General features: G+C 55.9%; 11 protein-coding genes and 1 tRNA gene. 2 read left to right on the top strand and 10 right to left on the bottom strand.

The window, feature by feature from the left end; translation table 11 throughout:
- Positions 1 to 64: 64 nt before the first annotated feature.
- The 9 genes from dppF to Q1L34_RS01045 form a co-directional block, all read right to left on the bottom strand.
- The gene (gene dppF, locus Q1L34_RS01085; protein WP_004868756.1) at positions 65 to 1078 is read right to left on the bottom strand and encodes a dipeptide ABC transporter ATP-binding subunit DppF; all 1014 of its coding nucleotides are present in this window, start codon (positions 1076 to 1078) and stop codon (positions 65 to 67) included.
- Positions 1075 to 2058 (bottom strand): dipeptide ABC transporter ATP-binding protein, encoded by a 984-nt coding sequence (dppD, locus tag Q1L34_RS01080; protein WP_015585548.1) that lies wholly within the window; start codon positions 2056 to 2058, stop codon positions 1075 to 1077. Before dppD ends, dppF begins: the two co-directional genes overlap by 4 nt.
- A 10-nt stretch (positions 2059 to 2068) precedes the next feature.
- The gene (dppC, locus tag Q1L34_RS01075; RefSeq protein ID WP_015585547.1) at positions 2069 to 2971 is read right to left on the bottom strand and encodes a dipeptide ABC transporter permease DppC; all 903 of its coding nucleotides are present in this window, start codon (positions 2969 to 2971) and stop codon (positions 2069 to 2071) included.
- Between the two features lie 9 nt (positions 2972 to 2980).
- A complete protein-coding gene (dppB, locus tag Q1L34_RS01070; protein WP_004868763.1) occupies positions 2981 to 4000 on the bottom strand; it encodes a dipeptide ABC transporter permease DppB in 1020 nt (339 codons plus the stop codon).
- A gap of 106 nt (positions 4001 to 4106) precedes the next feature.
- On the bottom strand, positions 4107 to 5714 hold the full coding sequence (gene dppA / locus Q1L34_RS01065; RefSeq protein ID WP_004868766.1) for a dipeptide ABC transporter periplasmic-binding protein DppA: 1608 nt from the start codon (positions 5712 to 5714) through the stop codon (positions 4107 to 4109).
- 839 nt (positions 5715 to 6553) lie between these two features.
- Positions 6554 to 6630 (bottom strand) — tRNA-Pro (locus tag Q1L34_RS01060).
- 90 nt (positions 6631 to 6720) lie between these two features.
- The gene (eptB, locus tag Q1L34_RS01055) at positions 6721 to 8412 is read right to left on the bottom strand and encodes a kdo(2)-lipid A phosphoethanolamine 7''-transferase (RefSeq protein WP_004868768.1); all 1692 of its coding nucleotides are present in this window, start codon (positions 8410 to 8412) and stop codon (positions 6721 to 6723) included.
- 363 nt (positions 8413 to 8775) lie between these two features.
- Entirely contained in the window at positions 8776 to 9978 is a 1203-nt protein-coding gene (locus tag Q1L34_RS01050) for an L-lactate MFS transporter (RefSeq protein ID WP_015585546.1), read from the bottom strand.
- A gap of 239 nt (positions 9979 to 10217) precedes the next feature.
- Entirely contained in the window at positions 10218 to 10826 is a 609-nt protein-coding gene (locus Q1L34_RS01045) for a lipase (protein ID WP_015585545.1), read from the bottom strand.
- Positions 10827 to 11090: 264 nt separating this feature from the next.
- Between Q1L34_RS01045 and tag the strand changes: the two genes are divergently transcribed.
- Together tag and Q1L34_RS01035 are read left to right on the top strand one after the other, a co-directional pair.
- Positions 11091 to 11672, top strand: a complete 582-nt coding sequence (gene tag / locus Q1L34_RS01040) for a DNA-3-methyladenine glycosylase I (protein WP_327204333.1) — start codon at positions 11091 to 11093, stop codon at positions 11670 to 11672.
- Positions 11650 to 12090 (top strand): N-acetyltransferase, encoded by a 441-nt coding sequence (locus tag Q1L34_RS01035; protein ID WP_004868776.1) that lies wholly within the window; start codon positions 11650 to 11652, stop codon positions 12088 to 12090. Before tag ends, Q1L34_RS01035 begins: the two co-directional genes overlap by 23 nt.
- On the opposite strand, the gene Q1L34_RS01030 is transcribed toward Q1L34_RS01035, so the two are convergent.
- Positions 12059 to 14389 (bottom strand): molybdopterin guanine dinucleotide-containing S/N-oxide reductase, encoded by a 2331-nt coding sequence (locus Q1L34_RS01030; protein ID WP_327204332.1) that lies wholly within the window; start codon positions 14387 to 14389, stop codon positions 12059 to 12061. The genes Q1L34_RS01035 and Q1L34_RS01030 overlap by 32 nt on opposite strands.
- Between the last annotated feature and the right edge of the window lie 70 nt (positions 14390 to 14459).

Below are 14459 nucleotides of genomic sequence, written 5' to 3'. Positions count from 1 at the left end.
TTCTCCGGGCATAATAAGCGGCTGCTGCCGAAAGTTTTGACGCCTTCGACAGCAGCAGGGAACATCAGGCGAGCTGTTTTTGCTGATTTTCATCCTGGTCAACGGCAAAACAGGCGACCAGCTGACCCCGGTAATCTTTCAACTGCGGCTGTAGCTGGGTACACGGGCCGAAACGACGGCGGCAGCGGGCGTTAAACGCGCAGCCCGGCGGCGGATTCAACGGGCTCGGCAGTTCGCCGGTCAGCTTAATACGTTCGCGGCGATCGTCCGGATTCAGGCGTGGCGTGGCCGACAGCAGAGCCTGAGTATACGGATGCTGCGGATTGTTGAAGATCTGATCCTTGGACCCTTTCTCCACGCAGCGGCCGAGATACATCACCATCACTTCATCCGCAATGTGCTCCACGACCGACAGGTCATGGGAGATGAACACATACGACAGCCCCATATCCTGCTGCAGATCCATCATCAGGTTCAGCACCTGCGCGCGGACCGACACATCCAGCGCGGAGACAGGTTCATCGGCAATCACCACATCCGGGTCCAGCATCAGACCACGGGCAATCGCGATGCGCTGCCGCTGACCGCCGGAGAACATGTGCGGATAGCGATCGTAATGCTCCGTTTTCAGCCCGACCTTCGCCATCATCGCCAGCGCTTTTTCACGGCGCTGTTCTTTGCTCAGCGACGTATTGATCTGCAACGGTTCTTCCAGAATCTGGCCCACTTTCTTACGCGGATTCAGCGAGCCGTAGGGGTTCTGGAACACAATCTGGATTTTCTGCCGACGCAGCTTTTGCGCCGTGGCGTCTGGCTTTAATAAGTCCTGACCCTGATAGTAAAGCTCGCCGCCGGTCGGGATCTCAATCATCGTCAGCAGACGGCCCAGCGTCGATTTTCCACAGCCGGACTCGCCAACCACCGCCAGCGTTTTCCCGCGTTCGAGGGTAAAGGAGACCCCGTCCAGCGCCTTAACCAGCCTTTCCGGCGCAAACAGCCCCTTCTTCACCGGGTAATATTTTTTCAGATCAATGGCCTGCAACAAGAACTGTTGCGTGGTGGCCTCATGGGTACTCATAGCGTAGGCCTCCCGGCATCATCCAGTGGGTAGTGGCATTTCGACTGACGGGCGCCGTCGACGCGGTTCAGCTCAGGCTCCTCGCTGCGGCACTTATCCGTGGCATAGGGGCAGCGCGGGTTTAACAGACAGCCGTTGGGGCGGTCATATTTCCCTGGCACGACGCCCGGCAGCGACGCCAGCCGCGCTTTATCCTGGGCAAACTCCGGCAGCGCGCGCAGCAGCGCCTGAGTATAAGGATGGCGCGGTGCGCGGAAGATATCCTTCGCATCGCCCGTCTCCACAACCTGACCGGCGTACATCACAATAATTTTGTGTGCCGCCTCAGCCACCAGCGCCAGATCGTGGGTGATCAGGACCAGCGCCATGTTCTCTTTTTGCTGCAGCTCCAGCAGCAGCTCAATGATCTGCGCCTGGATGGTCACATCCAGCGCGGTGGTCGGTTCATCCGCAATCAGCAGCTTGGGCCGGCAGGCAATCGCCATGGCGATCATCACGCGCTGGCTCATCCCGCCGGAAAGCTGGTGCGGATAGACATCAAGACGCGATGCCGGGTCAGGGATGCCAACCAGCGTCAGCAGATCGATCGCCCGCTGGATACGGGTTTTCTTATTTCCGCCCTGATGTACTTTAATGGCTTCCATAATCTGATAGCCGACGGTGTAACACGGATTCAGGCTGGTCATCGGGTCCTGGAAGATCATCGCCACTTCCGCCCCCACCAGCTGGCGGCGCTCTTTTTCTGAGATACGCTTCAGATCGCGGCCATTAAATTCCAGCTTATCCGCCATCACGCGGCCGGGATAATCAATCAGCCCCATGATCGCCAGTGAGCTGACCGATTTACCTGAGCCGGACTCGCCGACAATGCCAACCACTTCACCCTGGTTCACGCTGTAACTCACGCGGTCTACCGCGCGAAACGGTGTCCCTTCGTCGCCGAAGTGCACCGATAATTTATCCACATTCAATAACGCCATCTCGAACCTCTTACTGCTTCAGTTTGGGATCGAGCGCGTCACGCAGACCGTCACCCATCAGGTTAAATGCCAGCACCGTCAGCAGAATCGCGACACCCGGGAAGGTGACGACCCACCAGGCACTCTGCGCGAACTGCAACACGTCGGAGAGCATCGTGCCCCACTCCGGTGTCGGCGGCTGCGCACCCATGCCAAGGAAGCCAAGAGCGGCCATATCGAGAATGGCGTTAGAGAAGCCCAGCGACGCCTGAACAATCAGCGGAGCAAGGCAGTTAGGAAGAATGTTGATGAACATCTGACGGATTGCCCCCGCGCCTGCCACCCGTGAAGCGGTGACGTAGTCGCGGTTCACTTCCACCAGCACCGCCGCACGAGTCAATCGCACGTAGTGCGGCAGGGCGACAAAGGTGAGCGCCAGCGAAGCGTTCACGATCGAGGGGCCGAAGATAGCCACCAGCACCAGCGCCAGCAGCAGGCTCGGCAACGCCAGCATGATATCGACAACACGCATGATGATGGAGTCGATCACCCCGCCGAAGTAGCCGGCAATCAGGCCCAGCACCACGCCGAGAATCAGCGACAGCACCACGACCAGACAGCCAACCAGCAGCGACAAGCGCGCGCCGTACATCAGTCGCGACAGAATATCGCGGCCCACGTCATCGGTCCCCAGAAGATGCGCAAAGCTTCCCCCCTCCTGCCAGGCCGGCGGCGCCAGCAGCACGTCGCGGAACTGATCCGCCGGGTTATAAGGGGCGAGGAAGTTAGCGAACACGGCGATAATAATCATAATCGCGACGTAGACCAGGCCGACAACCGCCCCTTTGTTGCGTTTGAAATAGTGCCAGAACTCCTGCAAAGGGGTCATTGGCACCGGTGCGGCGACAACTTTATTTTCAGTAATTTGTGACATGATGGCCCCTTACTTCTTATGCCGAATACGCGGGTTCACCACGCCGTACAGCAGATCGACCAGCAGGTTGACGAGGATAATCATCGTCGCGACCAGCAGTACCCCACCCTGAACCACCGGGTAATCACGGCGTTGCAGCGCATCGATCAGCCAGCGCCCTAGACCAGGCCAGGAGAAGATGGTTTCGGTCAGAATGGCGCCCGCCAGCAGCGTCCCTACCTGTAGCCCAATCACCGTGACCACCGGCAGCATAGCGTTACGCAGCGCGTGGACCACGATGACGCGCATCCGGGTCAATCCCTTGGCGCGCGCGGTGCGAATATAATCTTCGCCCAGCACTTCCAGCATCGAGGAGCGGGTCATACGCACGATAACGGCCAGCGGAATAGTGCCCAGCACCACGGCTGGCAGAATCATGTGCATTAAGGCATCAATAAAATCGCCCGGCTCGCCCCAGATAGCGGTATCGATGAGCATAAAACCGGTCAGCGGCAGGGTGTCGTCAAGGAACACGGTATCGCTGATACGTCCGGAGACTGGCGTCAGGTTGAGCTGGACTGAAACCAGCATGATCAGCATCATTCCCCACCAGAAGATCGGCATGGAATAACCGGTCAGCGCGAGGCCGACGGAGGTGTGATCGAAGATAGAGCCGCGTTTGACCGCCGCCAGTACGCCCACCGGAATACCGACGATAACGGCGAAAATCATCGCGCACACGCCCAGTTCCATCGTGGCTTTAAAGCGCGGCACGAACTCCTGCCACACGGGAATACGGCTTTTCAGCGAGATGCCTAAATCCCCATGCAAGACACCCCAGATATAGTGGGCATACTGCTGCCACATCGGCTTATCAAGGCCCATTTCAGCCAGCAGCTGAGCGTGACGTTCAGGGGAAATACCACGTTCGCCCGCCATAATCATCACCGGGTCACCGGGAATCATATGCACAAAGGCAAAGGTGAGAAGGGTAATACCGATAAATGTCGGGATGACAAGTCCCAAACGTCGGAGGATGAACTGCAACATAACCCGGATTCTCTATAGTGACGCCCCGCCTGGTGACAGGACGTCTGTATTGCTCACAAATGAAATCCCCCCTCCCCGTTAAGGGAGAGGGGAAACATACTGTTTATTATTCGACAGAGACGTTTTCGAAGTGGTGCTTGCCTAACGGGTCAACCACGTAGCCTTTGACTTCCTTACGCACCGGCTCATAAACGGTGGAGTGAGCGACGATCAGCGCCGGAGCCTGGTCATGCATCACAACCTGAGCCTGCTTATAAAGCTCGATACGTTTGTTGTGGTCATCGGTGGCACGTGCCGGCTGAATCAGATCTTCAAACGGCTTGTAGCACCAGCGAGAGTAGTTCGAGCCGTCTTTTGCTGCTGCGCAGCTGAACAGGGTAGCGAAGAAGTTATCCGGATCCCCGTTGTCGCCGGTCCAGCCCATCATCACGGTCTGGTGCTCGCCTGCTTTCGCACGCTTCAGATACTCGCCCCATTCGTAGGTGACGATCTTGGCCTGGACGCCAATTTTGGCCCAGTCAGCCTGGATCATCTCAGCCATACGGCGCGCGTTCGGGTTGTACGGACGCTGTACCGGCATTGCCCACAGATCGATGGAGAAGCCTTTTTCCATGCCGGCTTCTTTCAGCAGCGCTTTCGCTTTTTCCGGATCGTAAGTGTAGTCTTTAACGTCGTCGTTATAGCCCCACATGGTCGGCGGAATCAGGTTTTTCGCGGACTGGCCAGCGCCCTGGTAAACGGCTTTGATAATCGCTTCTTTATTTACCGCATAGGTCAGCGCCTGGCGGACTTTCACGTTATCCAGCGGTTTCTTCTCGGTGTTGAAGGAGAGATAGCCGACGTTCAGGCCCGGCTGTTCCAGCAGGTTAATGTTCTTATCTTCTTTCATGCGCGCGATGTCGGCCGGGTTCGGGTACGGCATCACCTGGCACTCATTCTTCTGCAGTTTGGCATAGCGCACGGAAGCATCAGGGGTAATGGAGAAGACCAGGCGATCGATCTTCGGCTTGGTGCCCCAGTAGCCCGGGAAGGCTTTATAGAGAATACGGGAGTCTTTCTGGTATTGCAGCAGCTGGAACGGCCCGGTACCGATTGGGTTCAGGTCCACTTTTTCCGGCGAACCGGCTTTCAGCATATTGTCGGCATACTCTTTGGACAGAATAGAGGCGAAGTCCATAGCCAGATCAGCGAGGAACGGCGCTTCCGGGCGGGTCAGCACAAACTGGACGGTTTTATCGTCGACTTTCTTCACTTCGCTAATCAGGTCAGGGAGGCCCATCCCTTCGAAGTATTCATAGCTGCCGCCGGACACTTTATGGTACGGGTTTTGCGCGTTTTTCTGGCGATCGAACGAGAATACAACGTCGTCGGCATTCAGGTCGCGAGTGGGTTTAAAGTCTTTATTATCCTGCCACTTCACGCCCTGACGCAGGTGGAATGTATAGGTTTTGCCGTCCTCGCTCACTTCCCATTTTTCCGCCAGCCCCGGAATAACTTCCGTAGTACCGGTTTTGAATTCAACCAGGCGGTTATAGATGGGCACCGAGCTGGCGTCATAGGTTGTACCAGAAGTGAATAGCTGTGGGTTAAAGCCTTCCGGCGAACCTTCAGAACAATAAACCAGGGTCTTAGCCTGAACGCTTGCTGCAACGGTCAGGGCGACCAGGCTCAGACCAAGCTTCAGCATCCCTGACTTTTTCAAGGAAATACTCATTATTCTGCTCCAAATGTGATGTTGTTTGCATATATCCGCCAGGCCTTTATTTATTTTTTACCCGGTCTGGTCGGTGGTGCCCGAAGGCCTGGATGAGAGATGGGGATTCCTTTCACAAAAACGCCTGAGTTGCAGTGCGGATTCTCCATGAAATGCCCCTCATGCCCTACAATCTGTCAACAGAATGCGTAAACGTCAATACAGCCAACCGGGTTTTACATCCGGGGTGAGAATCAGCAGGCAAAGATTAAAAAAACTTCAAGACGCTATTTTCAGCAGAGAAATTTATGCTAGCGGCGAGCAGGCAGCATAAATGTCTTAATACTTCTTAACAGCTAGTGATAAGCAATTCTGGTAAATGGTGAAAATTTATTACGATGTGGCCAATATGTGAGCGATTAATAGCGCGAACGTTAAAACGCACAGCGGAAAATGCTGCAGTTATCCATAAGCTTCGCGAAAAAAGAACCTTAGATATATAAAAAAATACAATGGAAGATGTCACAAAATAGTTAACAGACAACATGAAACAAGGATTCGTGCTTTTTTTGTGACTTTGGTTAACTATCACACTCCGACATCGTGGCGCCCGGCGCGCTGCTCAACGCCATTGATGCAAGGGATCTCATTTTTACGGTGGTTTGGGCAGAGGCCTGTTTTTCCTGCCGGCAGAGGGAGACCGGCAAATAGACCTGAGGGGCGTTAAGCCAGCTAAAAATTGCTGAGGTACACATGACCGGTCAGGGCCGCAGGCATTGTCGAGCCTCTGTCCCCGGAGATTCTCATCCTCACCGGCTTCAGATGCAAAAAAGCCTGCTCATTGAGCAGGCTTTTAAATTTGGTCGGTGATAGAGGATTCGAACCTCCGACCCCTTCGTCCCGAACGAAGTGCGCTACCAGGCTGCGCCAATCACCGAATGCGGGCGCATCTTACTGCTGAGACTCACACCCGTCAATGCCTTATTTGGAAAAAATAGCTCAAGCGGCGAGAAACTCGCCACTCCCGCTATTTCGCCACGGTTTTCCCCGCATCGGCAACGCGGCACCAGTTGTTATGCTCATTAATTCCACCGTCCGGCGAGGTGTAGCCCAGACAACCCATGATGGTGTCATACAGCTCAACATGACGACGCGGGACTTTCATCGCCGCCTGCTCTTTGAGGCGGGCAAACGAAGCAGCATGATCCGGCGCGGCCAGATATTTATCCGACATCCACACCATCATCGGCACACGGAACTGTTCCGGCGGCGCCATCTTACGTGGCGTACCGTGCAGGTGTTCATGCTCGTTGATTGACTCCCCGTGATCGGCGGCATAGAACACAATCGCCTTCTTATCACGCAGCTGGTCCAGCACGCTCACGATAAAGTGATCGACATAGGTCACGCTATTATCGTAAGAGTTGATCAGCTCCGCTTTCGAGCATTTGCTGTCCACGCCCACACACTCCGGCTGCCACTGCGCAAAGCTGCGCGGGTAACGCTGGGTATAGTTAAAGTGCGAACCTTTGGTATGGAGAATAATCAGGTGTTTACCATGGTCATTCTTCATCAAAGAGCGCTTAACCTCATCCACCAGCAGCATGTCGTCCACGCTTTTGCCGCGGTTACGCGGTTCAGCGCCAATCTGCTCACGATAGGCAATGCTGTTCGCCATGGTATTGCTGTAGAACCACATCTCGCTCTGCATCGCATACAGGTCGCCGGTAAAGCCGAGCTGGTGCAAGACAGCAAAGACGTTTTGCTCTTTCAGCGTTCGCTGCGGGTTGTCTTCCGCCCCACCCTCACGCACAAACATGCAGCGCAGAGAGAGTTTGGTCGCGGTATCGCAGGAGTAGCCGCGGAAGGCCACCAGGTTTTTCTCCTGAGCCAGCTTCGGCGTGGTATTGCGGTTATAACCCAGGATCCCCATATGGTCCCAGCGGGTGGTTTCACCGATAATGAACACCACGTAGGTATCATCCAGGCCCTGCGGCTCGACATAGGTGAATTTTTTGGCAGGGTTTATCAACGACTTGTTATCTGAGGACTCATCCACCTGCGCCCAGGCGTACAGCCCCAGCGCGGAAAGCCAGTTCGATGGCAGATACGAGTTGGCAATCACCCCGCCGTAGCTCGGCATATCGACTTCAGAGCTACGCTCAACATCCTTCTGCCGCAGTTCGAGCAGGCGAATCGGTCCCCAGACCATTAACCCGGCGAGAGCAACGATGGCGATATTTTTTACCCGCTGGCCCGGCGTCCGAATTTGCCGCAGCAGAGTATGCTGGCAGCGGTTACTCCAGATAAGCAGCAGCGGCGGAGCGCTGACCAGCGCCAGCCACAGAATCAAATACCAACCCACCACCTCCTGAGAGAGGTCGATATCCGTGGTCATCACCGACGCAATGATGCCGTAGCCAATCACCACGTTCAGGAAGGTCATGTAATAGCTGGCGGCAGCGGAGAAAATCACCACCAGCGTGGCGAGTATTCGCCAGACGCGCCGCCCCAGCAGCGACAGAACACGTAGCAGGAAAAACGTCACCAGCACGGTGGCAACCAGTTCCACAATCCCGGAAAGCCCTTTCCAGAGGGTAAATTCCTGCGCATAACCATCAAGGCGACGGAAAAGCACAGCAACGTTCATAAACCAGCCGATGTACAGCGCCAGCCAAAGGCTGACTTTCTGCTGTGTCATCGTTCTAATATAATTCATGCATGAAACCTGGAAAAAGAAGAGATAAAACCACCTGACTTACGCGATATAAGCGGGCAGGTTAATAGGGTGCGTTCAGGTTGATTAACTACTCAAACCCATTCGAGATGCCTTGAGGCGACGGGCTCGTGAATCCTCTGGAGCTTACTCAAGTAAGTGACTGAGGCGAACGAGCGCAGTCAACAATAAGGCAGTTTGAAGGACGGAGAGTATAAGAAACCTCTACAAAGCGCGCTAAGTAGACCACAGAGAAAGGAAAAAGTACCAGGTGGGAGTGTGATCCAACCAAACATTTACAAAACATTTGGTTGGACAGGCACAAATAGCTCAGGAATATCGGTATGACGCCGCGAAGAGGGCGTATCAGGCGTGGGCTTCGCTGTAAACTTCACCTTTCGGCTGGCGAATCGTCGTCGAGAGCGCCAGGGAGAGAATCAGCAGGGCAAAGATAACGCAGAAGGTCACGTAGAACCCACCGAACAGCGAGGCAATCAGCGATCCGCAGATGCTGCCGATACCAAAGCCCAGATAGATGACGCCGTAGTTTTTTGCCAGATTATTCAGACCGAAAAATTCACTGACCAGCGACGGGAACACGGTAATCGTTCCACCGAAGTTAAAGGCGACGCAGGCAATCGCGGCAAAGAAGGTTGTGGCGTTCAGCGGCGCGAACAGCAGCGCAGCCATGCCGACCAGGGAAACCACCTGACCGATAGTAATGACGCGGATACGGGAAATTTTATCCGACAGAATCCCCAGAACCAGACGTCCGCTCAGGTTGGCGATAGAGATAACGGTGACCGCATTCGCCGCCGTCGCGACATCCAGATGCACCATCCCTTGCGCGATATCTTTCGCGACGCCAATAACATACAGACCGCTCATGCAGGCCGTCAGGAACATCACGGCGAGCATCCAGTACTGCGGTTTACGCATCGACTCGGCCAGCGTGAAGTCATTCTCCACCACGCCATTATGCGAGGCGGCGGTATGATTCGGCGCATCTTTCATTAAGGTGGCGCCGAAGACAATCATCACCAGGACAATGGCGCCCCAGATAATAAAGGTTTTCTCCAGCCCGACGGTGGCCAGCAGGTGGCTATCGATAAATTTGAACCCGAGGCTACCGAGGCCATAGGAACCGATGGAAAAGGCGGAAATCAGCCCTTTACGCTCCGGGAACCACTTCACGCAGTTGGAGAGCGTCAGTAGATAGCCCGCGCCGTCCGCCAGGCCCACCAACAGGCCTGCGCTGAGCCAGAGCATCATCAGGCTGTTGGCGTGAGCGGTCAGGAAAAAGCCGAGCCCCAGCAGAACACCGGATGCCATCGTGACGCGTCTGACGCCAAAGCGTTCCTGCAGTTTACCGGCGACAGAAGAGGATAGCGCCAGACCGAGGCTTAACAGACCGAAGGAGAAAGCCACCTGGCTTACCGGTTCGTCCAGTTTTGCGGAAAGGGAACTGTTGAACAAACTCCATGTATAAACCGATCCCAGCGCGAATTGTGTGACGATCGTGCCGGCAAGCGTAAGCCAGCGGGTATATTGACTGTTTGCAGCGTTCATAGCAGATATCCTGAATAATTAACTGCCGCCACAATAGCGAAGTCACCTGAACGCCAGGGTAAAAAAGGCATGAAATGCCATCAGCAAGGAATGAAATGCATGTGAGCCGGAATGAATGACATTGAAAAAGGCAGGCGCATGACCGCAGCAGAAATAAGTTAGTGACCACTATCTTACAACAATGCGCCATTACTGTGTTTTTTAGGTAACAAGAACGTTTCACGCATGCTAAATAAAGGCTAAAAGTTAGCGCTCACCCCCATCACATAGAGATAGTTGGCGCCCGTTGTCGTATTCTCCGCCTGCGATAATGCCGCCCAGGCCGCAAGGTGTGAATTGAGGGCCATATCCGCCCCGAAGGTGACATCGCGCCAGGCGCCATCCTGACCGCGATTAGGGCCAATCAGATCCGAAGAGAGCGGCTGGTTGTAGCTCACCTGCGCCCACGGATGGACGCCCCATAGCGCCTGATAATCCATACGCCAGCCAAGCGTATTCACGTAGGGGTTGTCTGGCGCGCGGCGCGCGGGTGCGGTCGATATCACTTCGCTACGCAAACTCGCCACCGGGCCGGAAGTGACGCCGTTGGCCAGGGTAAAATTCCATCCCACGCTCATCCCGCGGCCGCTATCCGGCGGCGCCACCGCCTGATTCAGCGCAATACCGGGAAGATCGCCGGACGCATTCATCCGCTCCGCCAGAATATCTTCATAGCGGGGTTGGTGATCGCTATCCCACGTATAGCGTTCAGGGGTATTACTTTTGGTATCGATAGCGATATATTCCTGTTGCCAGGCATTCGCGCCACTGATAAACGAGACCCAGACAACTGCGCACGCCGGGAGCATAATCCCCCGAAGGCCATTGCATTTCTTTATTATCATTAATGCGACTCCAGAAAAGAGCCAAACCGGCATTATTGCTGTGTTTTTATGGGACGGGCTTCCCTGAATACCCTGAATTATGTGATTGGGCGAACGAATGCAGCCAATGCACATGCAACCTGAATAATGGCGGGTATATTTGAGAGTGGTATCCCTGTATTAACTATTATCTTTATCTTTCAGCCGTCAAGGCGAACGCGTAAGTTTTATTGCTAAAGGGAGAGTGACATGCAGCGCTGCGGTTGGGTAAGCCAGGACCCGCTTTACATCCAGTACCATGATAACGAGTGGGGCGTTGCGCAAAGAGATGCCCACAAACTGTTCGAAATGATCTGCCTTGAGGGCCAGCAGGCCGGTCTGTCGTGGATTACGGTGTTGAAAAAGCGTGAAAATTATCGCCAGGCCTTTCATCAGTTCGATCCGGTTCGCGTCGCCGCCATGAATGAGGCAGATATCGAGCGCCTGCTCCAGGACGCGGGAATTATTCGCCATCGCGGGAAAATTCAGGCCATTATTGGCAACGCCCGCGCCTTCCTGACCATGGAAGAGAGCGGCGAATCGTTTAGCGACTTTGTCTGGTCTTTCGTCGAGAATCAGCCACAGATCTCCCATGCCGCCACCCTGGCGGAGATACCCACCACCACACCGGCCTCCGACGCCCTCTCAAAGGCGCTGAAAAAGCGCGGTTTTAAGTTTGTTGGTTCCACCATCTGCTACTCCTTTATGCAGGCCTGCGGGCTGGTCAACGATCACCTGACGAGCTGCTTCTGTCACCCGGGAGGCGATGATGATCCGCAAGTGGGACGCTAAAGAGACCCGGCCGCTGCTCACGCTGTGGCTGGAAAGCACGATTCATGCCCATCCCTTTATCAACGAAACGTACTGGCACGAGAGTGTCGCCGTTGTACGCGATGTCTACCTGCCTGCAGCCAGCACCTGGGTGTGGGAAGAGAACGCGACGATAAAAGGTTTTGTCAGCGTGATGGAGTCCCGCTTTATCGGTGCGCTGTTTGTCGCGCCGGACGCAATTCGCCGCGGCATCGGCAGCGCGCTGCTGGACGAGGTCAAACAGCATTACCGCTGGCTCAGTCTCGAGGTTTACCAGAAAAACGTTCAGGCGGTGAATTTCTACCATGCGCAAGGCTTCCGGATAGAAGACTGCGCATGGCAGGACGATACGCTACAGCCGACCTGGATTATGCATTGGCCGGCGGATCAAACGCCGTAAGCGTCAGCGCAGGGCCGTCATATTTTTCCAGCCACGCCAGCGCCGTATTCCCGGCGCAGCCGTTGCCCAGCCGCGAAGTCGGAATATCTTTGGTCAGAACATTCACCGCGCCGTTTTTGCAGATACCGGCCTGCGGGTCGATATCAGGCCAGGCCCCTTCGTGTAAACAGATAACCCCTGGACGAATACCTTCCGTCACCACGGCACCGGCCAGCACCTGGCCGCGGGCATTCCACACCCGCACGACATCGCCGTCAGCAATATTGCGCGCCTGTGCGTCCAGCGGATGAAGGGTTAATGGCTCACGACCGGCAACTGCGTACTTTTCTCGCAGCGACGTATGGTTCAGCTGGCTGTGCAGACGATGCGCCGGATGAGCGGACAGCACCTGCAGCTGGCCGGGCTGAGCATTGCCGTGCCACTCGTCCGGTTCCAGCCACATTGGATTCGGTGGACAGTCCGGGTAGGCAAAGCCGGCAATCGTTGGAGAGTGAATTTCAATTTTGCCGCTCGCGGTTTTCAGCGGACTGGCCTGCGGATCGGCACGAAATGCCGCGAAACGGGCAAAACGGGCATTTTCCGGATTTTCCGGCATTTCTATCAGCTGGTTAGCCTGCCAGAACTGGTCAAATGGCGGTAGCGTCACCTGCTGGCTCGCCCCGCGTTGCGCGGCAATCTGATAGAAGGTCTCCAGCCACTGTAGATCGGTTTTCCCTTCGGTAAAACGCGCGCGCCCTCCCTCTTCCCAGCGCTCGCTGAGATCGGCAAAAACGTCAAAATCATCCCGGGCTTCATCGCGCGGCGCTACCACGCGCTTCATCGGCACCAGGTGCTGGTTACTGTAATCGCCGGTCATGGTCATATCGTGACGTTCAAACGAGGTTGTCGCCGGCAGGACAATATCGGCATGGCGGGCGGCGGCGGTCCAGAAGCACTCCGAAATGACGATAAGCTCCGGCTTCTGCCAGGCCCGAATCAAGCGGTTAGTATCCTGATGGTGGGTAAAGTTCGCGCCGCCGCACCACCAGACGAAGCGAATATCCGGAAAATGCCGGTCCATTCCGCTGTGTTGATACGGCGCGCCGGGGTTTTCCAGCGCTTCCACAATACGCGCCACCGGTATTTTTTCGACCGCCTCGGTACCGCCCGCCACGCAGCCTTGCATCGAAGCCAGCACCGCCGCCCGGCGGGTCGGGTTGCCGCCGTTGGCGAAGTGGTAGGAAAGGCCAAAACCGCCGCCGGGGGTACCAATCTGCCCCAGCATCGCGGCAAGGGTCACCAGCATCCAGTGCTTCTGCTCGCCAAACTGCTGGCGCTGCATCCCCCAACCAGACATCAGCATGGTGGTATTGTCATGGAATAGCGCTGCCAGCTCGCGGAGCTTATCCGCGCTGACGCCGCAAATCTCCGCCGCCCACTCTGCGGTTTTCGGCGTGCCATCGCTTTCACCGGTCAGATAGCGGGCAAAAACGTCATAGCCGCTGGTACAGCGGGCGAGAAACGCCTCATCCTGCCAGCCGTTTTCCACCAGCGTATGGGCAATGCCGAGCATCATCGCGACATCCGTACCCATATGCGGAGCGATCCATTCGCCCGCCTCGCCAAAGAATTCCGCCGTTTCCGATCGCATCGGATCGATGCAGATCACCCGCTTCCCGCTTTTGCGCAACCGATCGAACCATGGGATCCCCTGCTCATCGGAAGCGTTCCAGGCAATTTTTAGCGTATTCAGCGGGTTGGCGCTCCAGAGTACCACCACATCGCTATGTTCCAGTACCATCGGCCAGCTGGTCTGCTGCTGATAAACCTCATTGCCGCCAACCACATAGGGCATGATCGCCTGTGCCGCGCCGGTGGAATAATCCCCCAGATGTCCGGTATATCCGCCAGCCAGGCTCATGTAGCGCTGCAGCAACGTCGCCGCCTTGTGGAGTACGCCGTTAGAACGCCAGCCGTAGGAGCCGGCAAAAATCGATGCCGGGCCGTAGCTTTCCCGAATCCGCCGATGCTGTGCGTGGATAAGATCCAATGCCTCCTGCCAGCTCACCCGCACAAACTCGTCCTGGCCACGCACGCCCTGCGGACTATCCGGCGAAGCAAGGAAACCTTTACGTACCATCGGATAGCGGACGCGGGTTTTGCTGTGTACCTGCTCGCGCACCGCGGTTTGCAAGGAGTTGGCGAAAGAGGTCTCCAGCGCACCGCGGGAAGAGAGGACATTTTCACCATCCGTTTCAACCAGCATAGGCCCCCAGTGAGCCGCGGTTAAGATGGTTTTGGTTGCAGATGAGGTTGGCAAAGCGAGCTCCTGGTCAGCGAATGCAGGTGTTGTGACGGTCAGTGACACGACCGTTCAATGTTATTTACAA

It is taken from the genome of Klebsiella ornithinolytica (assembly GCF_030505655.1).
Lineage (GTDB): Bacteria > Pseudomonadota > Gammaproteobacteria > Enterobacterales > Enterobacteriaceae > Klebsiella > Klebsiella ornithinolytica.
The sequence above is the reverse complement of the archived record's forward strand: the minus strand, read 5'-3'. Positions and strand labels throughout refer to the sequence as shown.

Bases quoted from the DNA above. Each gene is read 5' to 3' on its own strand.
- tag (WP_327204333.1), top strand. From the start codon at position 11,091: ATGCAGCGCTGCGGTTGGGTAAGCCAGGACCCGCTTTACATCCAGTAC.
- dppA (WP_004868766.1), bottom strand. From the start codon at position 5,714: ATGAGTATTTCCTTGAAAAAGTCAGGGATGCTGAAGCTTGGTCTGAGC.
- dppC (WP_015585547.1), bottom strand. From the start codon at position 2,971: ATGTCACAAATTACTGAAAATAAAGTTGTCGCCGCACCGGTGCCAATG.
- dppB (WP_004868763.1), bottom strand. From the start codon at position 4,000: ATGTTGCAGTTCATCCTCCGACGTTTGGGACTTGTCATCCCGACATTT.
- dppD (WP_015585548.1), bottom strand. From the start codon at position 2,058: ATGGCGTTATTGAATGTGGATAAATTATCGGTGCACTTCGGCGACGAA.
- eptB (WP_004868768.1), bottom strand. From the start codon at position 8,412: ATGAATTATATTAGAACGATGACACAGCAGAAAGTCAGCCTTTGGCTG.
- Q1L34_RS01045 (WP_015585545.1), bottom strand. From the start codon at position 10,826: ATGCTCCCGGCGTGCGCAGTTGTCTGGGTCTCGTTTATCAGTGGCGCG.
- Q1L34_RS01035 (WP_004868776.1), top strand. From the start codon at position 11,650: ATGATCCGCAAGTGGGACGCTAAAGAGACCCGGCCGCTGCTCACGCTG.
- dppF (WP_004868756.1), bottom strand. From the start codon at position 1,078: ATGAGTACCCATGAGGCCACCACGCAACAGTTCTTGTTGCAGGCCATT.
- Q1L34_RS01050 (WP_015585546.1), bottom strand. From the start codon at position 9,978: ATGAACGCTGCAAACAGTCAATATACCCGCTGGCTTACGCTTGCCGGC.